This window comes from Halarchaeum grantii (assembly GCF_014647455.2).
Classification (GTDB): Archaea; Halobacteriota; Halobacteria; order Halobacteriales; family Halobacteriaceae; genus Halarchaeum; species Halarchaeum grantii.
The window spans coordinates 419,067-442,503 of sequence record NZ_BMPF01000003.1; the positions used below are offsets into that span (position 1 = coordinate 419,067).

The 23,437-nt window shown below is 69.5% G+C and carries 24 protein-coding genes and 1 pseudogene; 12 read left to right on the forward strand and 13 right to left on the reverse strand.

Translation table 11 applies throughout. From position 1 onward, the window contains the following. Positions 1-47: 47 nt before the first annotated feature. A complete protein-coding gene (locus IEY12_RS11935; RefSeq protein ID WP_188883936.1) occupies positions 48-779 on the reverse strand; it encodes a sugar phosphate isomerase/epimerase family protein in 732 nt (243 codons plus the stop codon). Positions 780-947: 168 nt separating this feature from the next. Between IEY12_RS11935 and IEY12_RS11940 the strand changes: the two genes are divergently transcribed. Then, on the forward strand, positions 948-1,970 hold the full coding sequence (locus IEY12_RS11940; protein ID WP_188883937.1) for an NAD-dependent epimerase/dehydratase family protein: 1,023 nt from the start codon (positions 948-950) through the stop codon (positions 1,968-1,970). On the opposite strand, the gene IEY12_RS15890 is transcribed toward IEY12_RS11940, so the two are convergent. Further along, entirely contained in the window at positions 1,967-2,095 is a 129-nt protein-coding gene (locus IEY12_RS15890) for a hypothetical protein (protein WP_268246006.1), read from the reverse strand. The genes IEY12_RS11940 and IEY12_RS15890 overlap by 4 nt on opposite strands. 309 nt (positions 2,096-2,404) lie before the next feature. On the opposite strand from IEY12_RS15890, the gene IEY12_RS11945 reads away from it, so the two are divergent. Further along, positions 2,405-3,562 (forward strand): MFS transporter, encoded by a 1,158-nt coding sequence (locus IEY12_RS11945; RefSeq protein WP_188883938.1) that lies wholly within the window; start codon positions 2,405-2,407, stop codon positions 3,560-3,562. 25 nt (positions 3,563-3,587) lie between these two features. Here the strand turns inward: IEY12_RS11945 and dgoD are convergent, their stop codons facing one another. Continuing rightward, the gene (gene dgoD / locus IEY12_RS11950) at positions 3,588-4,739 is read right to left on the reverse strand and encodes a galactonate dehydratase (RefSeq protein WP_188883939.1); all 1,152 of its coding nucleotides are present in this window, start codon (positions 4,737-4,739) and stop codon (positions 3,588-3,590) included. A 313-nt stretch (positions 4,740-5,052) separates the two neighbouring features. On the opposite strand from dgoD, the gene IEY12_RS11955 reads away from it, so the two are divergent. After that, complete coding sequence (locus IEY12_RS11955) at positions 5,053-6,249, forward strand: iron-containing alcohol dehydrogenase (protein ID WP_188883940.1); 1,197 nt, start codon at positions 5,053-5,055, stop codon at positions 6,247-6,249. Between the two features lie 157 nt (positions 6,250-6,406). Here IEY12_RS11955 and IEY12_RS15735 read toward each other — a convergent pair whose 3' ends face one another. From IEY12_RS15735 to IEY12_RS11965, 3 genes and pseudogenes are all read right to left on the reverse strand, one after another. Continuing rightward, complete coding sequence (locus tag IEY12_RS15735; protein WP_229871248.1) at positions 6,407-6,727, reverse strand: TetR family transcriptional regulator C-terminal domain-containing protein; 321 nt, start codon at positions 6,725-6,727, stop codon at positions 6,407-6,409. Between the two features lie 164 nt (positions 6,728-6,891). Continuing rightward, a pseudogene (locus IEY12_RS15930) lies at positions 6,892-7,020 on the reverse strand (TetR/AcrR family transcriptional regulator); the annotation flags it as partial. 26 nt (positions 7,021-7,046) lie between these two features. Beyond that, entirely contained in the window at positions 7,047-7,331 is a 285-nt protein-coding gene (locus IEY12_RS11965) for a hypothetical protein (RefSeq protein ID WP_188883941.1), read from the reverse strand. Positions 7,332-7,475: 144 nt separating this feature from the next. On the opposite strand from IEY12_RS11965, the gene IEY12_RS11970 reads away from it, so the two are divergent. Next, positions 7,476-8,792 carry a phosphoribosylglycinamide synthetase C domain-containing protein gene (locus tag IEY12_RS11970; RefSeq protein ID WP_188883942.1) on the forward strand — a complete coding sequence of 439 codons (1,317 nt, stop codon included), beginning with the start codon at positions 7,476-7,478 and terminating at the stop codon, positions 8,790-8,792. A 34-nt stretch (positions 8,793-8,826) separates the two neighbouring features. Here the strand turns inward: IEY12_RS11970 and IEY12_RS11975 are convergent, their stop codons facing one another. Beyond that, the gene (locus IEY12_RS11975) at positions 8,827-9,831 is read right to left on the reverse strand and encodes a sensor histidine kinase (RefSeq protein WP_188883943.1); all 1,005 of its coding nucleotides are present in this window, start codon (positions 9,829-9,831) and stop codon (positions 8,827-8,829) included. Positions 9,832-9,973: 142 nt separating this feature from the next. Between IEY12_RS11975 and IEY12_RS11980 the strand changes: the two genes are divergently transcribed. After that, positions 9,974-12,262, forward strand: coding sequence for a DUF2298 domain-containing protein (locus tag IEY12_RS11980; RefSeq protein WP_188883944.1), 2,289 nt, complete (start codon positions 9,974-9,976; stop codon positions 12,260-12,262). On the opposite strand, the gene IEY12_RS11985 is transcribed toward IEY12_RS11980, so the two are convergent. Further along, positions 12,263-12,628: a hypothetical protein gene (locus tag IEY12_RS11985; RefSeq protein ID WP_188883945.1), complete on the reverse strand. Its 366-nt coding sequence runs from the start codon at positions 12,626-12,628 to the stop codon at positions 12,263-12,265. Positions 12,629-12,725: 97 nt separating this feature from the next. Here IEY12_RS11985 and msrA point away from each other — a divergent pair, with 97 nt between their 5' ends. From msrA to IEY12_RS12010, 5 genes are all read left to right on the forward strand, one after another. Next, positions 12,726-13,256: a peptide-methionine (S)-S-oxide reductase MsrA gene (gene msrA / locus IEY12_RS11990; protein WP_188883946.1), complete on the forward strand. Its 531-nt coding sequence runs from the start codon at positions 12,726-12,728 to the stop codon at positions 13,254-13,256. A 109-nt stretch (positions 13,257-13,365) separates the two neighbouring features. Further along, positions 13,366-14,304 (forward strand): M48 family metallopeptidase, encoded by a 939-nt coding sequence (locus IEY12_RS11995; protein WP_229871251.1) that lies wholly within the window; start codon positions 13,366-13,368, stop codon positions 14,302-14,304. A gap of 57 nt (positions 14,305-14,361) precedes the next feature. Next, positions 14,362-14,838 (forward strand): universal stress protein, encoded by a 477-nt coding sequence (locus IEY12_RS12000; RefSeq protein WP_188883947.1) that lies wholly within the window; start codon positions 14,362-14,364, stop codon positions 14,836-14,838. An 855-nt stretch (positions 14,839-15,693) separates the two neighbouring features. Further along, the gene (locus IEY12_RS12005; RefSeq protein ID WP_188883948.1) at positions 15,694-17,013 is read left to right on the forward strand and encodes an orc1/cdc6 family replication initiation protein; all 1,320 of its coding nucleotides are present in this window, start codon (positions 15,694-15,696) and stop codon (positions 17,011-17,013) included. Between the two features lie 226 nt (positions 17,014-17,239). Then, positions 17,240-18,058, forward strand: a complete 819-nt coding sequence (locus tag IEY12_RS12010; RefSeq protein WP_188883949.1) for an SDR family oxidoreductase — start codon at positions 17,240-17,242, stop codon at positions 18,056-18,058. A 1-nt stretch (position 18,059) separates the two neighbouring features. Here the strand turns inward: IEY12_RS12010 and IEY12_RS12015 are convergent, their stop codons facing one another. From IEY12_RS12015 to IEY12_RS12025, 3 genes are all read right to left on the reverse strand, one after another. Next, positions 18,060-18,479 carry a CopG family ribbon-helix-helix protein gene (locus IEY12_RS12015; RefSeq protein ID WP_188883950.1) on the reverse strand — a complete coding sequence of 140 codons (420 nt, stop codon included), beginning with the start codon at positions 18,477-18,479 and terminating at the stop codon, positions 18,060-18,062. Between the two features lie 46 nt (positions 18,480-18,525). Further along, positions 18,526-18,741 (reverse strand): hypothetical protein, encoded by a 216-nt coding sequence (locus tag IEY12_RS12020; protein WP_188883951.1) that lies wholly within the window; start codon positions 18,739-18,741, stop codon positions 18,526-18,528. A gap of 87 nt (positions 18,742-18,828) precedes the next feature. Further along, positions 18,829-19,086 (reverse strand): hypothetical protein, encoded by a 258-nt coding sequence (locus IEY12_RS12025; protein ID WP_188883952.1) that lies wholly within the window; start codon positions 19,084-19,086, stop codon positions 18,829-18,831. Between the two features lie 172 nt (positions 19,087-19,258). On the opposite strand from IEY12_RS12025, the gene IEY12_RS12030 reads away from it, so the two are divergent. Both IEY12_RS12030 and IEY12_RS12035 read left to right on the forward strand, forming a co-directional pair. Continuing rightward, positions 19,259-20,065: an aldo/keto reductase gene (locus tag IEY12_RS12030; protein WP_188883953.1), complete on the forward strand. Its 807-nt coding sequence runs from the start codon at positions 19,259-19,261 to the stop codon at positions 20,063-20,065. A 120-nt stretch (positions 20,066-20,185) separates the two neighbouring features. Further along, positions 20,186-21,037 carry an eIF2B alpha/beta/delta subunit family protein gene (locus tag IEY12_RS12035; protein ID WP_188884031.1) on the forward strand — a complete coding sequence of 284 codons (852 nt, stop codon included), beginning with the start codon at positions 20,186-20,188 and terminating at the stop codon, positions 21,035-21,037. Positions 21,038-21,390: 353 nt separating this feature from the next. Here IEY12_RS12035 and IEY12_RS12040 read toward each other — a convergent pair whose 3' ends face one another. Together IEY12_RS12040 and IEY12_RS12045 are read right to left on the reverse strand one after the other, a co-directional pair. Continuing rightward, positions 21,391-22,473: a sugar ABC transporter permease gene (locus IEY12_RS12040; RefSeq protein ID WP_188883954.1), complete on the reverse strand. Its 1,083-nt coding sequence runs from the start codon at positions 22,471-22,473 to the stop codon at positions 21,391-21,393. Next, positions 22,470-23,435 carry a carbohydrate ABC transporter permease gene (locus tag IEY12_RS12045; RefSeq protein ID WP_188883955.1) on the reverse strand — a complete coding sequence of 322 codons (966 nt, stop codon included), beginning with the start codon at positions 23,433-23,435 and terminating at the stop codon, positions 22,470-22,472. The genes IEY12_RS12040 and IEY12_RS12045 overlap by 4 nt, the downstream gene beginning before the upstream one ends. Between the last annotated feature and the right edge of the window lie 2 nt (positions 23,436-23,437).

Below are 23,437 nucleotides of genomic sequence, written 5' to 3' on the forward strand. Positions count from 1 at the left end.
CCTACCGCCGACCACCACATAAAGAGTCGGTCGACGGGACGGGCGCGCTACCAGTACCGCTCGACGACCGCGTCAGCGTGCGCGAGCGTCTCGTAGGAGTCCGGGCGCTCCTCGGCCTCGTAGATGAGCCACGAGAACCCGTGCTCGCGACAGGCCTCCACGACGGCGGCGATGTCGATGTCACCGTCGCCGACCTTGACGGTGCCGGGTTCGCCCGCGACGTAGTCCTTCAAGTGGACCTGGTCGATGCGGTCGGCGTGCGCGTCGAGGAAGGCGAGCGGGTCGCCGCCGCCCGCGCCGATCCACCCGAGGTCCGGTTGGAGGCCGACGACGTCGGTGACGTCCGCGAGGTAGTCGAGTGCGTGTCGGCCGTCCACCTCGACGAGCTCTTGGTCGTGGTTGTGGTAGTGGAGCGTGAGGCCGTGCTCGTCGAGGGCGCGCGCGGCGGCGTCGAGGCGCTCGCCCGTGGCTTCGACGGCTTCGGCGGACGCGAAGTGCTCGGGGTCGAGCCACGGGACGGCGACGTCCGTACAGCCGAGCGCGCGGTACGTCTCCGCGACGCCGGCGGGGTCGGCCTCGATATCGTCGAGCGCGACGTGGGCACCGGCGGCGTCGAGGCCGGCGGCGTCGAGCGCGTCCGTGAGCGCCGCGACGCTCGCGCCGTCGAGTCCCGCGAACTCCACGCCCCCGAAGCCGGTTTCGCCGACGCGCTCGACGACGGCCGGGAGGGGGTCGTCGACCGCGTGCAGACTGTACAGTTGGAAGCCGACGTTCGTCATGGGCCGGTATCGGCGGAGTGACGTAATAAGTTCGGTGGTGCGACCGACGCCGTCGCGTCCGCCGGCGTGGGCGGCGGCGCGTGACCGGAGGGGAAACCACCAAGAGGACAGCGGCAGAACGGGGGAGCGTAGTGTGTACTTTAGTTCTCGATAGACGGAGTGTGGGCGATGACTGACGTCCTCGTCGTCGGCGGCACCGGCCTCATCAGCACGGGCGTCGTCCGTGGGCTCGTCGCGGCCAGCCACGACGTCACGGCGTTCACGCGCGGGGAGCGCGACGCCGAGGTGCCCCAGTCGGTCGCGCACGAGACCGGCGACCGGAACGACGACGCGCGCCTCGCGGAACTCGCCGCCGACGTCGCCCCGGACGTCGTCATCGACATGGTCTGCTTCACGCCCGAGCAGGCCGAGGCGGCCGTCGAGGCGTTCGGCGGCGAGATAACGCAGTACGTCTTCTGCTCGACGGTGGACGTCTACGCGCGCCCGCCCGAGCGCAATCCCGTCACGGAGGACGCCCAGCGCCACGACGCCGACCACCACGTGAGCGACTACGGCCTGAACAAGACGCGCGCCGAGGACGTCTTCTTCGACGCCCACGACGACGGCGCGTTCGCGACGACGGTCCTGCGGCCGTGGGACACCTACGGCGAGGGCGCCCCGCTCAACCACACCCTCGGCAACGGCACCTACTACGTCGACCGCCTGCGGGCGGGGAAACCCATCGTCGTCCACGGCGACGGCACCGGCCTGCTGTCGGCGTGCCACCGGGACGACGTCGCGCGCGGGTTCGTCGGCGCCGTCGCGAACGAGGCCGCGTACGGCGAGGCGTACAACGTCACGGGCGACGAGTGCATCACGTGGAACCAGTACCACCGGCGGGTCGCGGCGGCCATCGGCGCGCCCGAGCCCGAGCTCGTCCACGTGCCGACGGACGTGCTCGTCGACGTCGCACCCGAGCGCACGGGGATGCTCCGCGATCACTTCCAGTTCTCGACGCTCTACGACAACACGAAGGCGAAACGCGACCTCGGCTTCGCGTACACCGTCCCACTCGAGGAGGGCGCGCGACGGACGGTCGAATCCCTCAAGGAGGAGGGACGTATCGCGGAGTGGGAGAGCGAGCCGTTCGACGACCGACTCGTCGCGGCGTGGCGGGACGCGACGGCGGACGTCCGCGAGGAGCTCGCTTAGTCGTCGGCGACGGCGAACGCCCCGCCGTCGTCGGCGTCGCAGTCGTGCTCGAAGAAGACGTCGAGGTCGTCGAACTCGGTCTCACAGACCGCACACCGGAGGTCGCCGACGGTCGCGGTCGCCATCAGGCGACCACCTCCCCGGTCGCGGGACACCGATAGCCTCGATGGCATGTCGGCGCGGCGGCCGGAACCGTGGACCCGGCCCGACCGCGAGGGGTGGTGTCCGCGCGACGCGTGGTGTCGACGGGTGAGGACAACGACGTCACGACTGCTGCTTGCGCGCGGATCCATGTAAGTGTATCCCAGAGGGCCACTCGAACGCACGAAGGCGGAAGTAGGAGAGGGAATGGACCCACGCGGACGAGTACCGAGGGCGCGGCAACCCGCCCGCCGATCCGCGACTTTTACTGGTCGGGCGTGGACGATACCGACATGAGCGCTCGTCGCCGCTGGACGGCCGCCGTGTTCGGCTTCACCGTCGGCGACGCGCTCGCCCTGCAGGTGCGGGGCGCGCTCGTCCCGAGCCTCCAGCGCGCCTTCGACGTCGACCCCGCGCTCCTCGGCCTCGTCGCGCCCGCGGGCACCGTCGGCTTCCTCTGCACCGTCCTCCTCGCCGGCGCGGCCGCCGGCCGCCTCGACGTCCGCCGTACCGTCCTCGCCGCGCTCGCGGTGGCGAGCGTCGCGCTCCTCGCGATGAGCGCCGCGCCCGCCTACGGCGTCTTCCTCGCGTTCCTCTTCGTACAGGGGAGCGCGGACGGCGTCGTGCGCGGCCTCGACCGCCCCGTCCTCGCGCACTTCTATCCCGAGCAGCGCGGGCGCATCTTCAACGTCTACGGCCTCGTCTGGGCGGTCGGGGCCGCCGCCGCGCCGCTCGTCGTCGTCGCCGTCCTCGCCGTCGGGAACTGGCGCTGGGTGTTCGCCGTGCTGTCCGTGGCGTTCGTCCCCGCCGCTGTCCTCGTCGCGCGCGCCGGCCCGCCGAGCATCGAAACGGGCGAGCGCGCGCTCTCACGGGAGCGACTCGCGGCGCTGCTTCGCGACCGGCGCATCCTCGGCGTCCTCCTCGCGCTCGTCTGCAGCGGCGGCATCGAGGGCTGTCTCTTCACGTGGCTCCCCTACTACGCGAGCGGCTTCCTCCCGGAGGCGTACGCGAACGTCCTGCTCTCCGCGTACCTCGTCGCGTACGTCCCGGGGCGCGCCCTCTACGGCGCTATCGTCGGCCGCGTGGACCCGCTGGCCCTCGTCGCCGTCCTCGGCGCCGTCACCGCGCCAGCGCTCTACGTCGCGTTCACCGCGAGCGGGACGGTCGCCGTCGTCGCCGCCGTCCTCGTCGTCGGCCTCTGCGTCTGTGGGCTCTACCCGACGCTCTCGGCGTTCGGCGTGAACGTCGCACCCGCGTACAGCGGCCCGGTGAACGCGCTCACGACCGGCGCGAACTACCTCGGTCTCTCGCTCGCGCCCGCCGCCGTCGGCGTCCTCGCGTCCGCGACGAGCGTCGGCACCGCGCTCTCGTCGCTCGTCGCGCCGGCCGTCGGGGTCGTCGCCGTCGCACTCGCGCTCCGAACACGCTCGGGGACGGCAACGGCGGCCTGAGGAAGGGTGGCGCTCGCTCAAGGGGTCACCACTCGGCGACGCTGCCGTCGTCGTGGCGCCAGACCGGGTTGTGCCAATTCACCTCCTGCTCGGCCATCTCGCGCACGTGCGCTTCGTCGATCTCCACACCCAGCCCGGGTGAGTCCGGGATGTCCACGTACCCCTCCTCGTACTCGAACACCGACGGGTCAACGAGGTAATCGAGGACGTCGCTCGTCTCGTTGTAGTGGATGTCCAGACTCTGCTCCTGAATCAGCGCCGCGTGCGACGTCGCGTCCACCTGGATGCACGACGCCAGCGCGATGGGGCCGAGCGGGCAGTGGGGCGCCATCGCCACGTCGTACGCTTCGGCCATGTCCGCGATCTTCTTCACCTCGCTGATCCCCCCGGCGTGCGAGAGGTCCGGCTGAATCAGGTCCACCACCCCCTGCTCGAACACCTCCTTGAAGTCCCACCGCGAGAACAGCCGCTCGCCCGTCGCGATCGGCACCGTCGTCGTCTCCGCGATACCCGGCAGCGCCTCGTTGTGCTCGGGCAGCACCGGCTCCTCGATGAAGAACGGCTCGTAGGGCTCCAACGCGCGCCCGAGTCGCTTCGCCATCGTCTTCGACACCCGCCCGTGGAAGTCCACCCCGATGTCCACCTCGTCGCCGACGGCCTCCCGAACCTCGGCGAGGCGCTCAACGGCCCGCTGGACCGCCGCCGGGCTGTCGATGCGCTCCATCTCCGCGGTCCCGTTCATCTTCAGCGCCGTGAACCCCGCCTCCACCTTCTCCGCAGCGGCCTCGCCGACCTCGGCGGGCCGGTCGCCGCCGATCCACTGGTAGACCCGCACTTTGTCGCGGACCTTCCCGCCGAGGAGTTCGTGGACGGGCGCACCGTACTGCTTGCCCTTGATGTCCCAGAGCGCCTGGTCGATGCCGGCGATGGCGCTCATGAGGACGGGCCCGCCCCGGTAGAAGCCGCCGCGATACATCGTCTCCCAGTGGTCGGCGATCCGCGACGGGTCCGTCCCGAGGAGATAGGTGTCCATCAGTTCCTCGACGGCCGTCCGCACCGTCTTCGCGCGCCCCTCCACCACCGGTTCGCCCCATCCGACGACGCCGTCCGACGTCTCCACCTTCAGGAACAGCCACCGTGGCGGCACCTCGAACAGCTCGTAGTCGACTATTTCCATGGCGGCGCTTGGCTCACCGGGCGCTTAAGCGTTGGTCATCCCGGCCCCGTCGTGCAAACACTCTAGTAATACTGACCAGTAGTATTGTTCAGACAGACTGTTTGTGTTGTCTGTCTCGGTCGTGCGCTCGACCGGCACACGACCGAGGACGCAGTCGTGGCGGTGTCCGCCGACGGCGAGCGCGGCGTGCAGACCGCGCCGCAGCGCCCACCGACGCGTCGAGCGCTCGTGCGGCCGTCGGGTTCGGCGCGCGACAGCGCACTCGGACAGGCGGTCGCGGGCGTTTAACCCGCCGGCGGACCGAGGGAGGGGTATGCACGCACTTGAGGACCCGGAGGCACCGTTTCGCTTCGACTACCGGCCGGCGGCGATACGGTACGGCGCGGGCGAGGTGACGGGGCTCGGCGACGAACTCGCTCGCGTCGGCGTCTCGAACGCCCTCGTCGTCGCGGGGACGACGACCGGGACGACGCCCGCCGTGATCGACCCCGTTCGGGAGGGCGCGGGGAAGCGCCTCGGCGAGGTGTTCGCGGAGACCACGCCGGAGAAGCGCCTCGACACCGCGCTCGCGGGCGCGGCGCGCTACGACGACCGGGGCTGTGACGGCATCGTCGCGCTCGGCGGCGGGTCGAGCCTCGACGTCGCGGCGGCGGTTCGCGCGCTCGTCGCACACGACGACCGGGAGGAGGCGGTCGCGGCGTTCGCCGACACCGGGCGCCTGCCCGTCCCCGAGGGCCTCCCGCCGCTCGTGGTGGTGCCGACGACGCTGGCGGGCGCGGACCTCTCGCTCGGGGCGGGCCTCACGGCGACGCCAGCGAACGGCCACGTCGAGACGGCGGTCGACGGCGGCCTCTCCGCGCCGGGGTTGATGCCGGAGGCGGCCGTCTACGACCCCGAGTTGGTCGCGACGACGCCCACGGGCGTGCTCTGCGCGTCCGCGATGAACGGCTTCGACAAGGGCGTCGAGTCGCTCTACGCGCGGACGGCGACGCCGATCACCGACGGGACGGCCGCGCGCGGCCTCGCGTTGCTCCGGGACGCGCTCCCGACGCTTCGCGGCGACGATCCCGACTACGGGCGGGCGCTCAGGGGGATGGTCCTCGTCCAGTACGGCATCGCGCGCCCGGAGGGGTCGACGCTCGCGCTGATTCACGCGTTCGGGCACGGCCTCACCGCGCACGCGCCGGTCCAGCAGGGCGCCGCGCACGGGGCCGTCGCGCCACACGCGCTCGCACACCTCTTCGCGGGGGCGGACGGGCGACGCGAGCTACTCGCGGACGCAGTGGGCGTCGAAGCCGACGACCCGGCCGGGGGCGTCGTGGAGGCGGTGGCGAGCGTGCGGGACGCGCTCGGACTGCCGGCGCGATTGCGCGACGTCGACGGCGTCGAGCGCGAGGCCCTCCCGGCGATCGCGGCGACGACGGCGGCCGACGCACTGGTCGAGAACGTCCCCGCCGGGGTCGCGGTCGACGCGAACGCGCTCGAAGGCGTCCTCGACGCGGCCTGGTGAGCGAGCTTAACCGTTGGCTACCGGACGAGAGGACGTGACGCGAACGAGTCCGCCGCCCCGGCCGAGGGGGGAGAGGGGGGGAGTGGCCGAGGCGCACCGTGGCCATCGGGGCCACGATACAGTGGAGGCGACGGACCGGCAAAGGGGAAGTCCCTAACTATGTAGACTCGGCGAGGAGGCAGTCGTCGACGTACCGGTGGAGTTCGGCGCGGGTGGCGGCGGCGACGTCGCTGTCGGTGGTCACGCGGTCGAACATCGCCCCGGAGAGCACGGTGGCGAGGAAGCTCGCGACCCGCTCGGGGTCGACGTCGCGGAAGACGCCGGTCTCGACGCCGTCGGCGACGATGTCGGCGAGGTGCGCGTGGAAGCGCTCCTGCGTGCGGGTGAACTGCTCGCGGTAGGCCTCGTCGTGGGCGGCCTGCGCGCGTAACTCGATGAGCGCCCGCAGGAAGTCGGGGTTGTGTTCCTCCCCGGACACCGGGAGGTGTGGTCGAGGAAGTCCCGGAGGCGCGTCTCCGGGTCGGCCTCGCCGTCCGCGGGGGCCTCACGTTCCTCGAAGCGTTCGAGCATATATCCCAAGAACTCGAGGAGGAGGTCGTCCTTCCCCTCGTAGTGGTGGTAGAGCAGCGACTTCGACTTCGGGAACTCCTCGCCGATGCGCTGGATGGTGAGGTCGGCGTAGCCGTGCGTGCAGAGCGCGTCGTACGTGGCCCGCATGATGGCGGTTCGGGTGTCCGCTGGCTCCTCGGGGAAGGGGCCGTCGTCGTCCATGTCGGGAGGGTTGCGGGTCACGGCAGTTAGCTACTTCCTTCGACGGTCGCGTCCGACCCGGCGCGGGCGGCGTCGTTCCCGGCGCGCCACGCGTCGAGGCAGTACCGACACCACGTGCGGTGGGCGGGCGGGTAGACGGCGAGCGACTTGGCGCGGAAGTCGCCGTCGACGGAGCAGCGCGGGCGGGTCGTGTCGCCCTCGTCGTCGGGCCGGGGGAGGTGGAGCCGGGGTCTGCCGGTGGGGGAGACGAGGACGGTGTCGTCGGCCGGGCCGGCGGGAGGGGCGTCAGCGGGGGTGGTCGCGTCAGTCATCGGTGGGGTGGTGTCGCCGGCGTTCGGGGTCGGGTGAACGGTCAGCCACCACGCATTGACTGAACGTTCACTCAGCAATAAGCGTTTCGTGCGAGCGGCGCGAGCGCCCCCCAGGCTTTACTCGCCGCCGCGCCACTCCCGAGTATGGATACGAAGAACTTCCTCTTCTGCTCGCTCGACGCCGCGCTCATCACGGACCTCGCGTGGCAGGTCCACCGGGAGGGCCACAGCGTCAAGTACTACATCGAGGCCGAGAGCGACCAGGAGATCGGCGACGGGTTCGTCCCGAAGACCGACGACTGGGAGAGCGACGTCGAGTGGGCCGACGTCATCGTCTTCGACGACATCTGGGTCGGCGCCGACATCGGCACCGGCGCGCTCGCCCAGGACCTCCGCGAGCGGGGGAAGGCCGTCGTCGGGGGCACCCCGAACACCGACCACTTGGAGGAGGACCGCGGCTATGCCATGGAGGTCCTCGAAGAGCACGGCGTCAACACCGTCGAGCACCACATCTTCCACGACTTCGACGAGGGCGTCCAGTTCGTCCAGGAGAACCCCGCACCCTACGTCATCAAGCCTCTCGGCGAAGTGCAGAACGTCAAGCGCCTCCTCTACGTCGGCAACGAGGACGACGGGAGCGACGTCGTCGACGTCCTGCGCGCGTACAAGAAGGCTTGGGGCCACCGCATGAAGGGCTTCCAGCTCCAGCGCAAGGTCGAGGGCGTCGAGGTCGCCATCTGCGGGTTCTTCGACGGCGAGCAGTTCATCGACGACGTCAACTTCAACTTCGAGCACAAGAAGCTGTTCCCGGGGAACATCGGCCCGTCCACCGGTGAGATGGGGACGAGCATGTTCTGGGGCGGCCGGAACAAGCTCTTCGAGGAGACGCTCGGCAAACTCGAGGGCTGGCTCGCCAACGAGGGATACGTCGGGAGCATCGACGTCAACTGCATCGTCAACGAGACGGGCATCTACCCGCTCGAGTTCACGCCGCGCTTCGGCTACCCGACCATCGCCCTCCAGGAGGAGTCCATCGAGTCGAGTACCGGGGAGTTCTTCTACGACCTCGCGCACGGCAACGATCCCGACCTGCAGGTGCACAACGGCTACCAGATCGGCGTTCGGATCGTCCTCCCGCCGTTCCCGTTCGACGACGAGAAGACGTACGACGAGAACTCGCGGAACGCCGCCGTCGTCTTCGACACCGACTCGCGCGAGGGTATCCACATCGAGGACGCGAAGCAGGTCGACGGCCAGTGGCGGGTCGCCGGCGAATCCGGCATGCCCCTCGTCGTCACCGGGAAGGGCGAGACGATGCAGCAGGCGCGCGAGCAGGCCTACGGCCGCATCGACGACATCGTGATGCCGAACATGTACTATCGGGACGACATCGGCGAGCGCTGGACCGAGGGCGACGGCGACCGCCTGCAGGCGTGGGGCTACCTCGGGCCGCAGTCGTAGACGACGCGAAGTGCAGGCGTCGCGGAGGCGGACGCTACGCCCGCCGGAGCGTCACGGCGAAGACGGCCCCGGTCGGGTCGTTGGCGCCGGCGGTGATGTCGCCGCCGAAGGCATCGACGAACTTCTTCACGAGATAGAGGCCGAGGCCGTTCCCCCGACTCTCGGCGCCCTGTTCGCCGCGCTCGAACAGCGTCTCGGCGCAGTCGGGCGGGATCCCGGGGCCGTCGTCGGCGACGCTGACGGTGACGGTGTCGGGCGTGTGGTCGACGGTGACGGTGACGTGCGGTTCGCTCGCGGGGTTGTGCACGACGGCGTTCTGGAGGAGGTTGTAGAAGACCGTCCCGAGCATCGGCGTCGCCTCGACGGCGAGGTCGGCGTCGAGGTCCGGGGCGCTGACGACGGCGTCGGGGTGCTCGCGACGGACGGCCTCGACTTCGCGCTCGAGCGTCTCCGCGAGCGGGACGGGGTCGGTGACGACTCGGCCGTCGACGACGGCGCCCGCCATGCCGTCGGCGGTCTCGGTTGTGCGGATGATGTCGTCGACGGCGCCGACGATGCGATCGTAGGTCGGGCACTCGACGGCGTCGGACTGCTCGCGGAGGTGGTCGACCCACCCCCCGATGATCGTAGCGCGGTTCCGGATGTCGTGTCGGAGGACGCGACAGAGGAGCGCGAGGTCCTCGACGCGCGGGTCGTCCTGCTCGCGGAGGACGGCACAGACGGGACGCGGGGGGTCGTCGGCGACCGGCGTGAAGCGCGCGCTCAGGGTACGGTCGCCGACGGAGAGCCGGGCGCGGGCGTCGTCGCGCTGGCCGACGCGGACGGCAGTGAGCGCGTCGCGATAGGACCGCATTCCGCCGTCGACGGCGTCGAAGGCATCGTCGAGGAGCGCGTCGGGAAGATCGTCGTGCGCGGCGGCGTTCGCGTCGCTGACGGCCCCATCGGTGTCGTAGACGAGGACGGCGTCGCGCGTCCGCTCGAGAACGTCACCCGCTCCCGGAACGGTGTGCTCGACGCCCATGTATGAGAGATAGCACACCGGACACGTACTTATTCCTGTCGGTTAAATATAATTTTCAGGTGGTCGGACCGGGAAAGGGCCGACGGGAGCGTCGCGGGCCCCACCGAACGACCGGGCCGAAACCGAAGACATATAGCCACCACTCACGCGATTTCCGACGATGCAATACGGGCTGGTCGGCCTCTGGTGGCTGGTCTTCGCCGCGCTCCTCCTCGTCGGCGTTCCGCTCGCGTCCCGGCTCTATCCGGGCGCCCCCGAGCGCGGCGTCGCCGTCGCGCTCCCGCTTTCGCTCGTCGCGCTCCTGCTCGGCACCTACTGGGTCGGCCAACTCGCGTTCGGGCCGCCCGCCGTCGCGCTCGTCGCCCTCGCGCTCGTCGGCCTCTCCGCGTCCGTCGCGTCCCGCGAGGCCTTCTCGTTTCCGCGGCGGGCGTACGCCGAAGCGCTCGTCGTCTTCACGCTCGCGTTCGGACTGCTGCTCGCGATCCGCGCCGTCGACGCCGGCGCCGTCCCGGGCGCGGGCGAGAAGTTCCTCGACTTCGGTCTCCTGCAGGCGCTCCTCCGCGCGCCCGCGCTCCCGCCCGAGGACTTCTGGTTCGCCGGCCACCACGTCGTCTACTACTACGGCGGCCACCTGCTCGCCGCGACGCTCGCGACGCTCACCGACACCGCCGGCCGCTACGCGTACAACCTCGCGCTCGCCGGCGTCTACGCCACCGAAGTGACGGCGGCGTTCGGCCTCGCGCGGAACCTCGCCGCCGACAGGGGGTATCCCGCGCGCGCCGCCGGCGCGCTCGCCGCCGTCTGCTTCGGCCTCGCGAGCAACCTCCTCACACCCGTCCGCCTCCTCGCCGGCCTCCTCCCCGATCCGTGGACGGCGGCGCTCGCGGACGCCCTCGGACGCACCGTCGCGGAGGCGAGCGTCACCCCCGAGACGTTCACCTACTGGACGGCCTCGCGCGCGATGCACGACGCCGACACGGTCTACATCACCGAGTTCCCCTTCTTCAGCTACCTGAACGGCGACCTGCACGCGCACATGGTCGCCGTCCTCGTGACGTTCCTCGTCGTCGGCGTCTGTGAGGCCTACTGGCGCGCCGACGACGTCGGACACCGACGCCGCCTCCTCTGCGTCCTCGGGGCCTGCGTCGGCGCCGTCACCCTCGTGAACACGTGGGGTCTCGCGACCGCCACCGGCCTCGTCGCGCTCACCGTCGCGCTCGCGCCGGCCTCGCCGCGAACGCTGCTCCCCGCGCGCCTCCGAACCGGATTCGGCGCGCGCCGTGGCGGTCTCGCCGCACTCGACGGGCGCGGCTCGCTACGGTCGCGACTGCCCGAAGAGGGCACACGGCTCGCCCTCGGCGTCACCGTCGCCGTCGGCGTCGCCCTGCTCGGCCTCCTGCTCGTCGCGCCGTTCGTCGACAACGTCCTCCTCAGCGGCGTCAGCGGCCGCAGTCCCGCCCTCCTCCCGAACCGGAGCCCGCTCGGCGGCTTCCTCGTCGTCCACGGCGCGTTCCTCCTCGTCCTCGGGAGCTACCTCGCCGGGCGAACCGCGCTCACGCCGCGACGCGTCGGCGCGCTCTCCGCGCTCGCCGTCGGTCTCCTCGTCGCCGGGTGGCGTCTCGACCTCGTCGGCCTCGCGCTCGCCGGCCCGCTCGTCCTCGCCGGCTGGTACCTCCTGCGCACCCGCTCCGACCGGGTGGGCTTCGAGACCGTGCTCGTCGTCGCGGGCGCCGGCCTCGTCGTCCTCGTCGAGTTCGCCTACCTCCAGGACTCCGCCGCCGCCGGCCGCCTCAACACCGTCTTCAAGGCCTACTTCTCGGCGTGGGCGTTCTGGAGCGTCGCCGCCGGCGTCGCGCTCGCGAGCCTCCTCACCCGCGCGCGAACGTGGCTGCCCGTCTCCCGCGACGACCGTCGCGTCGTCGGCGCCGCCTGCGTCGCCCTCGTCGTCGCCACGCTCGTCCTCCCCTACGCCGGCCTCGCGCTCACCGACCAGTTCACCGGGACGAGCGACCCGACACTCGACGCCATCGAGTACGCGCACACCGACCACCCCGAGCAGGCGGCCGCCATCGAGTGGCTCGCGAACGAATCGGGAACGCCGACCATCGTCGAACGCCCGGGGCGGACCGCGTACGCGTGGCGCAACCCCGCCTCCAGCCTCACCGGCGTCCCGACGGTCGTCGGCTGGGTGCACGAATCCATCTATCGGGGCGGTGAAGCGTACGCGACGCGCGCGAACGACGTCGACGCCATCTACACGACCACCGAGACGACGAGTCGCCACCTCCTCCTCGAGAAGTACGACGTCGAATACGTCTGGGTGAGCGCGCTCGAACGCGAGCGCTACGGGAACGTCACGGCGCGCTTCGCGGACGACCCCGCGCTCTCCGTGGCCTACGAGAACGACGGCGTCACCGTCTACGCCGTCGCGGAGAACGCGAGCACGTAGTCAGCCGGTGTGGACGTCCGCGCGAGCGCCCACGTCCTCGGTCGTCGCCTCCTCGTACGCGACGTCGAAGGACGCCGCGACGACCGTCGTCGAGTCGGCGGGGACGCGCACGCGCTCGCGTCGAACGAGCGTGTCGTCGCCGAGGTCGGCGTAGAGGTAGACGTCCGCGCTCGCGCGTGACGACGCGGGGTTGGCGATGCGCGCCCGCACGGACAGGGCACCGGTCGCGTCGCCGCCGGCGGGCAGCCAGACGCGCTCGACGCGCAGCGGCGACCCCGGCGAGTCGAGACAGCCCGCCGCGCCCGTGAGCGCCGCGAGCGCGCCGAGGCCACAGGCACGGACGATCCGTCGTCGACGCCACTCCATACCCGGAGGGTACGCGCCGGCGGACAAGTGCTTTCCGCACCCGGCGGCCGCGGACGCTCGCGTCAACTACATACCCACAGAGGCCCTTCGAGGGAGTATGAGCGAGCGAGCAACCGCGACGTTCGGCGGCGGCTGTTTCTGGTGTATCGAGGCGGCCTTCGAGGAACTCGAAGGCGTCGAGAAGGTCACGTCCGGCTACGCCGGCGGCCACGCCGAGGACCCGACGTACGAGGAGGTCTGCGCGGGCGAGACGGGCCACGCGGAAGTTGTCCAACTCGAGTACGATCCGGCCGTCGTGAGCTACGACGAGCTCCTCGAGGTGTTCTTCACCGTCCACGACCCGACGCAACTGAACCGGCAGGGCCCGGACGTCGGCACGCAGTACCGCTCCATCGTCCTCTATCACGACGACGAGCAGCGCGAGCAGGCCGAAGCGTACGTCGACGCGCTCGACGAGGAGTACGACGACGACGTCGTCACCGAGGTCGAGGCACTCGAGACGTTCCACCGGGCGGAGGAGTACCACCAGAACTACTTCGAGAAGAACCCGGACGACGCCTACTGCACGATGCACGCCCAGCCGAAGGTCGAGAAGGTCCGCGAGCGCTTCGAGGCGAAGCTCGCGTAACCCCCGGCGAAACCGTATCGCGATATCGGATGTATGAGGAGCGGGACGAGACGGCAGGCGTCCCCGCCCGCCGGAACGCGTTTTTACCACGCATCCGTACACGGAGTCGATGACCCGAGCCGGGTTACGCGCGCTGATGGCGGTCGTCGGCGTGACGCTCCTCGTCGCCTACTTCGGCGCCGCCTACCTCGCTTACTGGGTGCTTGCGTCGCTCTGGGCGGCGCGGCCCGACCCGGCGACGATGCTGCTCGTCGTCGCCGTCACGGCGCTCGTCTTCGGCACCCTCAGCTACGCGTTCGGCACGCGTCGTCTCCTCTCGAACCTGAACGCGACCTACCTCCCGCCCGAGCGGGCGTCGCGGCTCTACGACCGCATCGAGGAGTTCGCGGCGGAGATGGATATCGACGTCCCGGACGTCTACGTGGGCGCGATGGCGGCACCGAACGCGTTCGGGGGCGTGCGCAGCGGCGCGGTCGTCCTCGACCGCTCGCTCTTTCGCTTCCTCACGACCGAGGAACTCGACGCGATACTCGCACACGAGCTCGCGCACCTCGAGAGTCACGACGGCCTCGTGCAGACGCTGGCGTTCAGCCTCGGCCAGACGGTCGCGGGCGTCCTCTCCGTCGCGCTCTTCCCGGTCGCGCTCTTCGCGACCGGGCTCGCGAAGGCGTGGGCGTGGCTCGCCGGGCGGCCGGAGGGGTGGGCGGAGACGCCGTTCGGGCGTTTTCGCGCCGCCGTCGACGGCGTCACCGTCGTCGTCCTCGTCGTCCTCACGCTCGCGGTGCGCGCGCACTCGCGAAACCGCGAGTTCGCCGCCGACGACCGGGCCGCCGAGCTGACGGGGCGGCCGCTCGCGCTCGCGTCCGCCCTCAGGAAGATCCAGCGCGCCACCGAGCCCGGGTGGGGCGTCCTCTCGCCGCTCTACGTTCACAGCGACGACGAGAACCCGATCGCGGAGTGGTTCTCGACGCACCCGAGCCTCGACGACCGAATCGAGCGCCTCCGCGAGCGGGCGGCGGAGAGGGGCGTCCGCGTCCCGGTGGAGTGAGCGGCGAGCGCATCGGCGGGACGAAGAGCGAAGTGGCGGGGTAGCGTAGCGAGATACGTGTACGAGCACATCCTGGTGCCGACGGACGGGAGTGACGCGTCGATAGAGGCGCTGGACGAGGCGTTCGAACTCGCGGAGCGGTTCGAGGCGACGGTACACGCACTCTACGTCGTCGACGACGCCGCGCTGGCGTCCACCGGACTCGACGACATGAGCTTCGACACGCACGTCGACGACTTCTTCGCGGACATGGAGGCGGTCGGTGAGCGTGCGACCGACCGGATCCGCGAGGCCGCGGCCGAAGAGGGGATCGACGTCGTAACCGCAGTCGTCAATGGAACGCCGGCACACGAGATCGTCACGTACGCGAACGAGCACGACATCGACCTCGTCGTGATGGCGACGCACGGGCGACGCGGCGTCGAGCGCGTGCTTCTCGGGAGCACGACCGAGCGGGTGGTCCGTCGAGCGAACGTGCCGGTGTTGACGGTCCGGATCGGTGCCGAAAAACCGCCGAGGGGGTCGACAGAATAAACGCGGACGACAGCCGGACGTGGCGATGTCGGTTCGGCGACGCTGAGGCGGACCACCAGCCAGTACTGCGGACGGGATGGTGTCGAACGGGGTCGGAGACCGGTCGGAGAGCGGACGCAGTGTACGGCGAATCGAACACCACCGTGTCCGGAGAAAAAGTCCGTTTCAGGCACTATATCACTCGATCTATCGAGTTCGGGGCGTGGTGGTGGGGGGACACCGGTCCGTCCGGGATACCGCCGAGCCCTGAGCGCGGAAAGGGAGGAGGAGAGGAAACCGACGGAAGCGGTGGTCGAGCGGGCGTCGGGACGAGAATCGGGACGTCGAGATACCGGCGGACAGCGCTGGTGGGGAGCCGGGACGCGCCCGACCGTGGACACACCACTATGTCCGCTGTTCTGTGGAGTGGGCGGAATGCGACGGCCACCGGGGGGGGACACTCACCCCACTTTGTCCGCAGTAACGACGGGAGAAGACCGGGTGGGGGAACGGGATGCGGCAATACGTGCCGCCGCGGTTCGGGAAGGATTGAAGCAACAGAGAAGAGAGAAGAAGACAAGGAGAAGAATAGTTTGATAGAAGACATATCTTCATTCTATATGTTCTATTTTGTTCGCAGTGCGGATACTGTTTTGTTTTCTCTTTATTCAATCTTTTCCCTCATCTAGAGTCCTCTCTTCCACCCCCTCCCTCCCTTTCGCCAGTACTGCGGACAAAGTGGAGGGGGTGTGTTAGCCGACACCGTTATCCGTCTTCGATAGGCCTTCAAGTGAACTCGGAACAGCGGACGCTCCGGACACTCCGGACACTCCGGACGCGGTGGCTTTATTGTGGTCGGCGGTCTGGGACGTTCGCATGGGGCTCTTCGAGCGGGACACCGACATCTATCGGGACCGCGACGCACTCCGGGAGGACTACCAGCCAGCCGAACTCGTCGGGCGGGACGAGGAACTCTCAACCTACACGTCCGCCCTCCAGCCGGTCATCAACGGCGAACAGCCGAACAACGTCTTCCTCTACGGGAAGACGGGCGTCGGGAAGACTGCGGCGACGCGCTACCTCCTCGACCACCTCCGCGAGGACGCCGACGAGTACGACGACATCGCCCTCGACATCATCTTCCTCAACTGCGACGGCCTCTCCTCCTCCTACCAGGTCGCCACCCACCTCGTGAACGAACTGCGCGCCGAGCACAACCAGATCAGTACGACGGGCTACCCGCTCGCGACGGTCTACGAGATGCTCTGGGAGGACCTCGACTCGCACGGCGGCACGGTCCTCATCGTCCTCGACGAGATCGACAACATCGGCGACGACTCCATCCTCTATCAACTCCCGCGCGCTCGCGCGAACGGCAAACTCGAGGACACCCAAGTGGGCCTCATCGGCATCTCGAACGACTTCTCCTTCCGCGACGACCTCTCGCCGAAGGTGAAGTCCTCGCTCTGCGAGAACGAGATCCACTTCCCCGCGTACGACGCCACCGACCTGAAGGCCATCCTGAAACAGCGCGCGGACGTCGCGTTTCACGACGGCGTCCTCGACGACGGCGTTATCCCGCTCTGTGCGGCCTACGGCGCGAAGGACGCCGGTGACGCCCGCCAATCCATCGACCTCCTGATGAAGGCGGGCGACGTCGCGCGCGACGACGAGGCCACCACCGTCACCGAGGACCACGTCGACCGTGGGCGCACCGCGCTCGAACGCGGCCGCATCGAGGAGGGCATTCGAGGGCTCACCGAGCACGGCCACCTCGTGCTCTACGCGCTCGTGACGAACGACCTCGAGGGCGAGACGCCGATCCGCTCGCGCGACGTCCGCCCGCGCTACACGCGCTTCGCCGAACTCGCGAACCGCGACCCGCTCGTCCCCCGCCGTATGCGCGATCACCTGAGCGAGCTCGCGATGCTCGGCATCATCTCGGTCACGGAGCGCAACGAGGGGCGACGCGGCGGCACCTACCGCGAGTACGAACTCGACATGCCGGTCCAGCAGGTCCTGAGCGCGCTCTCGGAGACCGTCGAACTCGTCGGCGTTCACGAGTCGGTCGTCGAACTCGCGACGGACGTGATGCCGGACGTCGCGGCGGCGGCCGCCGCGAGCGCGGAGGCGGACGGCGAGGGTGAGGACGCGGACGACGACCACGAGGACGCCTCCCTCGCCTCCTTCGAGTAGCGCGTCCGAGCGAACCCGATTACTGCGGACGCGGTGGGGTATACGGAACCCTTATCTGTCTGTATGGAAGTCCGAGGGCGGACCAGCGGCTGACACCCGCACATTGAACACCGGAAAACCCGCTGAGAGCCGCGTCTCAACCGTCGATACAGCGGACGAGGTGGTGTTCGGTTCGGCGTCGTGACGAACCGAAAGCGGTCTGAACCGGCCCGCCCTAGCCCGGGTGATGCGTGTGCTCGTCACGGGCGCGACCGACCGATACGGCTACGCCGCCGCACGGGCGCTCGATGACGCCGGTATCGACGCCGTGGTGCTCACCCGTGACACCGATTCGCCGGCCGCGCGAGCGCTCACGGCGCACGGTCTCGACGTCGTGCACGGCCGGCGCGACCAACTCGACCACGTCGAGGACGCGCTCGCCGACGCGGACGGCGCCTTCCTCTCCGTCGGAACCGGGTCGGCGCGCACCACCACGGAGCGGGGCGAGACCCTCGTTCGCGCCGTCGAACGAACCGGGACGCCCGCCGTCCACGCCTCGGTGTTCGGCGCGGACGAGCGCCCCGGCGTCCGCTGTGTCGACGTCCGCGCGAGCGTCGACGCCGACCTCGCCGAGCGAGGCGTCCCGCACGTCTCCCTCCGGCCGGGCATCCCGCTCGACGCCTTCGAGCGCGTCCGCGAGACCGTCGAGGCGGAGGGACGACTCCCCTTCCCGCTCGAGGGCCACGCCCGCGCGGCGTTCACCGACCCCCGCGACGTCGGCCGCGCGACGGCCGCAGTCTTCCGAGGGGACATAGCGGGGTCCGAGCGCCTCCCCGTGGTCGGCGGGACGCACTCGCTCTACGACGTCGCGACCGCGCTCGAAGCCGTCACCGGGGAGTCGGTGCGCGCGGACCCGCGACCCCCGACGGACGCGCCGCGTTCGCTCACCGCCTTCTACCGATGGGTGAACGAGGGCGCACTGCTCGCCCCTTCGGGCGCGCTCACCGAGCGGTACGGCGTCGAGACGGCCGCGCTCGCCGACTACTTCGAGCGACGCGACTGGTGAGTCAGGCGAACGGCCCGACGTCGTCAACCGGTGTGACCGAGTAATCGACGGTGAGGGTGTCCTTCGTCGCGCGGACCTTCCCGACGAACGTCGAGATGTCCGCGAGCTCCCCTTCGAGGATGAACAGCTCCATGCAGTGATGGTCGCCGACGTGACTGTGGAAGTTCGCGGCGACGAGGCTCTCGTTCTCGTGGCGCAGATGCATCATCTTCTCCTCGACGGTCGTCGTCTCGTAGTCGAACATCACGGTGACGACGGCCATCAGCTCGCGGTCTTCGAGGCGTTTGTCCTCGAACTCGCCGAGGAGGTTGCGTGCGGCCTCGCGGACGACTTCCGAGCGGCCGGTGTAGCCGTGCTCGTCCGCGAACTCGTCGATGCGGTCGGCGAGTTCGTCCGGCATGGAGATGGAGACAACGGTCATGGCTAGTAACTCGGCGCCGCTCGAATAATAAGGATTGCCCGTCGCGCTAGTGCGTCGTGTGCGACTCGTGGTCGGACGTCGGGTGTCGCCACGCTTCGAGCGTGTAAATCCCGAGCGCGGCGAGCGCGACGAGCGCGGCGGCGGCGATGACGTAGAAGAGCGCCATCGACTGCACGCCCACGACGATGACGAGGACGAGCGCGATTATCTCGGCGACCGCGGCGACGCCGAAGATGCCGAACGCGAGGTCTTGTAACTCCATATCCGCCGATACTGTCGAAACCCGCTTATTCGTGTCGGTCCGCGAGCGGCGACCGGTCCTGCGCCCCTCCGAGGGCTATCGCCCGTCTCAACGCATATGCCGGAGGTGGCGGCGGTGCTTCGAGCGCGCGATCATGAAGACGAACGCGCCGAACGCCATCGTGAGGAAGCTCATTCCGACGATGATCGCGGCGACCGTGAGCGTCGACGACGAGATGATCTCGATGCCCTGTACGACGGCCATCGGGTCCCCGATGAGTTCGTTGAGGAAGATGACGCAGCCGACGCAGAGGCCGATACAGCCCGCGACCATCATCGAGAAGGAGTAGACGCCGCTGTTCAACACGGCGTCCGGACGTTCCAGTGGGCGGCGGTACCGACCACTGAGCGCGTCCCTCCCTCCATCACTATATCGATCTGATTAGTCTCCAGCAGTAATAACTCTTCGCCGAGCGCCGTACACGGACGAACCCACCGGAGTCCGGGGGTTCAAGCCGCCGGCACCCCATTCGATTCGTATGCCCATCGAGATGCCGCGCCTCGGACTCGGGACGTACACCGACGACGACCAGGAGGGCCGCTACGACGCCGTCAAGACCGCCCTCGACGTCGGCTATCGGCACATCGACACCGCGCAGGTCTACGAAAACGAGGAGTATGTCGGCGCCGCGATAGCGGACTCGGACGTCGCGCGCGAGGACGTCTTCCTCGCGACGAAGACCGTCCACCACGACGTCCCCGAGTCCCCCGGGGACGTCCGGGACGCCATCGAGGGCTGTCTCGAACGCCTCGGCACGAACTACGTCGACCTGCTCTACGTCCACTGGCCGACCGGCGTCTACGACGCCGAGGCCGTCCTCGGCGCCTATCAGGACGCCCACGACGACGGACTCGTCGAGCATATCGGCGTCTCGAACTTCCTCCCCGAGCACCTCGAGGAAGCCCGTGAGGTCCTCGACGTCCCGATCGCCGCCCACCAGTTCGAGATGCATCCGCTCCTCCCGCAGGACGAACTCCGCGCGGACGCCCGCGAACACGGCTATTGGGCGGTCGCCTACTCCCCGGTCGCACAGGGCCGCGTCGCCGACCTCGACCCCGTCGTCGAGGCCGCCGACGCCCACGACGCCTCCCCGTATCAGGTCGCGCTCGCGTGGCTCCTCTCGAAGGAGAACGTCGCCGCCGTCCCGCGCGCGACGGGCCGCGCGCACATCGCCGATAACTACGGCGCGCGCGACCTCGAGTTGACCGCCTCGGAGGTCGCGGCCATCGACGCCATCGAGGACCGCGAGCGCCTCATCGACCCCGAGTGGGCGCCCTGGAACTGACGCGCGCTGACCACGGGGCCGGGTGGTCGACGGCGCGGGGCGTGAGCGCGTCTCGTCGGCCATCAGCCGGCCGATTCGGGAGGGGACAAATCCTTAACGGTGGAAACCCGATCCACCTACATGATTGATGAGGCGGTACAGGACATCGAGGAGATGCGGTCGCAGAGCGCCTCCGTCGTCGCTGTCAAGGCCGCCCGCGCGCTCGAAGAGCTCGTCCACCGCGACCACTACACGGTCGAGGAGGGGCTCCGGTCGCTCGAGCGCAACAGCAACGCGCTCCGGCGCGCGAGCCCATCGCACACGCTCCTGCACACCACCCAGAAGCGGATTCTCGAGCGCGTCACGGAGCCCGAGCCGACCGACGTCGAGGAGATGACCGCCAGACTCCGCACGACCATTCGCGACGTCGTCGCCGACGTCCAGACGAGCAAGGAGCGAGCGGCGGCGGAGGCCGCCAGAACCCTCTCCGACGGCGACACCGTCCTCACCCACGAGAGCTCCTCGACGGTCATCGCGACGCTCGAACACGCCCTCGAGGACGGGCTGACGCTCGACCTCTACGTCACGGAAGCGAGACCGCGCTTCCTCGGGCGGCGGACCGCGCGCCGGCTCGCCGACCACGACGCCATCGACGTCACCGTCGTCGTCGACGGCGCCGCCGGCTACTGCCTCGACGAGTGCGACCGCGTCCTCGTCGGCATGAACTGCTTCGTCGACGACGTCGTCTACAACCGCGTCGGCACCTTCCCCATCGTCACCGCCGCCGACTACCACGACGTCCCCGTGACCGTCGTCGGCTCCTCGATGAAGTTCATCGGCTCCGACTTCGTCTTCGAGAACACGCTCCGCTCGCCCGCCGAGGTGCTTCGGGAGCCGGCGGACGGGTTCTCCGCGCTCAACCCGAGCTACGACGAGACGCCGATCGAACTCCTCGACACCGTCGTCACCGAGGACGGCGCGATGCAGCTGTAGCCCTCCCGAGGCGTCACCGCGGACGGCGCACGCACAGCCCCACTCGAGACGGCGTCTCCCGTTCCTGCTCACGCGCTCGACCGACCACTCGAATCGGACTGGACGCGGGGTCTTGCGGGGGTCGTGCGTGCTTTTGTTTCGGTCGAACTGGGAGATACTGGTCGATTCGAGTCTCAGGAACGGGTTTTGGAAGAATCGCGTCGCGAGTCAGGCCCGTGACCGGCGCGAGCGGCATCGAATCGCCGCCGTTCGGCCGTTCGACGCTCTGAGCCCGTGTGGACTCCTGCGATGTCCGCAGTGTCGATGGGCCCGGAACGTGTCCCTCGGTCCGCCACGCGGCGACTGTGGGGGCGTTAGCCCTCCATGCCGCTGAAGGAGAGGCCGCCCTCGATGTAGCGTTGGGCGACGAGGTAGACGAGCATGATGGGGAGCGCGAACGTGAGTGCGAACGCGGAGAAGCGCGCCCACGGGATGGAGTACTCGCTGACGAGCGAGTAGAGCCCCACGGGAAGGGTGTAGTTCTGCGTGCCGAGCAGGGTCTGGGCGACGACGAACTCCGTCCAGCCGGTGAGGAAGGTGAAGATGAAGACGGTGGCGAGGCCGGCCGCGGAGAGCGGGAGGATGACCTCCGTGACGACGCGCCACGTCGGCGCACCGTCGACGATGGCGGCTTCCTCGTAGGAGGTGGGGATGCCGTCCATGTAGGTCTTCAACAGCCACGTGTTGAACGGGACGGCGGTCGCGGCGTAGTAGACGGAGAGCGCGAGTTTGTTGTCGTTGATGCCGAACTGGACGTAGACGGTGTAGAGACCGATCAGGAGCGCGATGCCGAGGCCGCCCCCGACCTGCGTCATGAGGACGTAGACGAAGAGCACCTTGCGCCGGAGGATGAACTGGCGACGCGAGAGCGCGTAGGCGGCGGGGACGACGAGCGCCATCGAGATGAGGACGGTGGGGACGGAGACGGTGATGCTGTTCCAGAGGAAGTGCTTGAACGCCGAGGGGTTCTCGATGCCGTAGCGCGAGACGTCGAGCAACACGAGTTTCGGCGTGTGGAACGCGAGCGCGAGCTCCGTCCCCGGGATGTTGAGGAGCACCGTGTACGCGGGCACGATGAGGTCGCCGACGACCCAGAGGAACGACTTGAGGGTGGGGTTCGCGGGGACGAGTGCGAGGCCGCCCGAGGAGTAGATGGAGCCGCCGGTGCTGGAGAGGGCGGCCATCAGTATCCAGTAGATGGGGAAGAGAAGCGCGAGGCAGAGCGCGAGCGCGCCGACCGTCGCGAGCAGCGACTTCGCGGGCCCGCGTGGGGACTGCTCGCCGGCGCGGATCCGCCTGAGGGTGTAGACGGCGTCCCGCCCGGTTTCGACGGGAGCGAGCACGAGCGTGCGGGCGCCCTCGCCGAGTTTGCCGGCCATGCCGCCGAGGATGCTCACTGTTCGGACACCCCCTCGGCGAGGCGGCCGCGCTTCACGTTCAGCCACATGAACGTCCCGATGAAGACGACGGCGATGAGGCTGATTGCGGCGCCGCGTCCGTACTCGGAGAAGGAGAGGGCTTCGCGGTAGCCGTAGACGACGATGAGTTCGTTCGCCCGCGCGGGGCCGCCCTGATTGAAGACGTAGGGGACGAGGAACTGCTGGAAGGAGGCGGCGGCGGTGAGGATGGCCGCGAAGAGGACGGGGCGCTTGATCGAGGGGACGGTAACGTGGAGGAAGCGGGAGAGGTAGCCGGCGCCGTCGACTTTCGCGGCTTCGTGGAGTTCCTCGGAGACGTCTTGGAGCGCGCTGACGGTGATGATGACCATGAAGGGGTAGGAGAGCCACGCTTCGGTGACGTTGTACGCCATGAAGGCGGTCCAGCGCCCGGAGAGCCACGCGATGGCCTCGATGCCGACGGAGCCGAGGAGCTGGTTCGCGAGGCCGAACTGCGCGGAGCTGAAGATGCCGCGCCAGACGGTGATGGTGAAGATGGCGGGCAGCCCCATCGGGAGGACGATGAGCGAGCGCATGAGGCGCTTGCCCCGAACGCGGTCGCTGGTGACGACGAGCGCGATGGTGATGCTGAGCGAGAGCTTGAGCGCGACGCTCGTCGCGACGAAGAGCCACGTGATGCCGAAGGAGTTCCAGAACTGCGGGTCGGTGAGGACGCTCACGTAGTTCCGGAGGCCGACGAACGTCGCTTCGCCGAACGTCAGGACGGAGAAGGCCCCGTCGCCCGCGAAGAGGTTGGCGGGCGCGGCGTTCGTGAACGAGATGCCGACGAGGTAGAGCACCGGGAAGAGCATGAACGCCGCGAAGACGAACAGCCCGGGGAGGACGAGGAGGAGCGAGAGGTCCCGCTTCTCGAGGAAGGGGACGTCAGCGACCCGGTCGCCGACGGTCGAGATGGCCGACATCG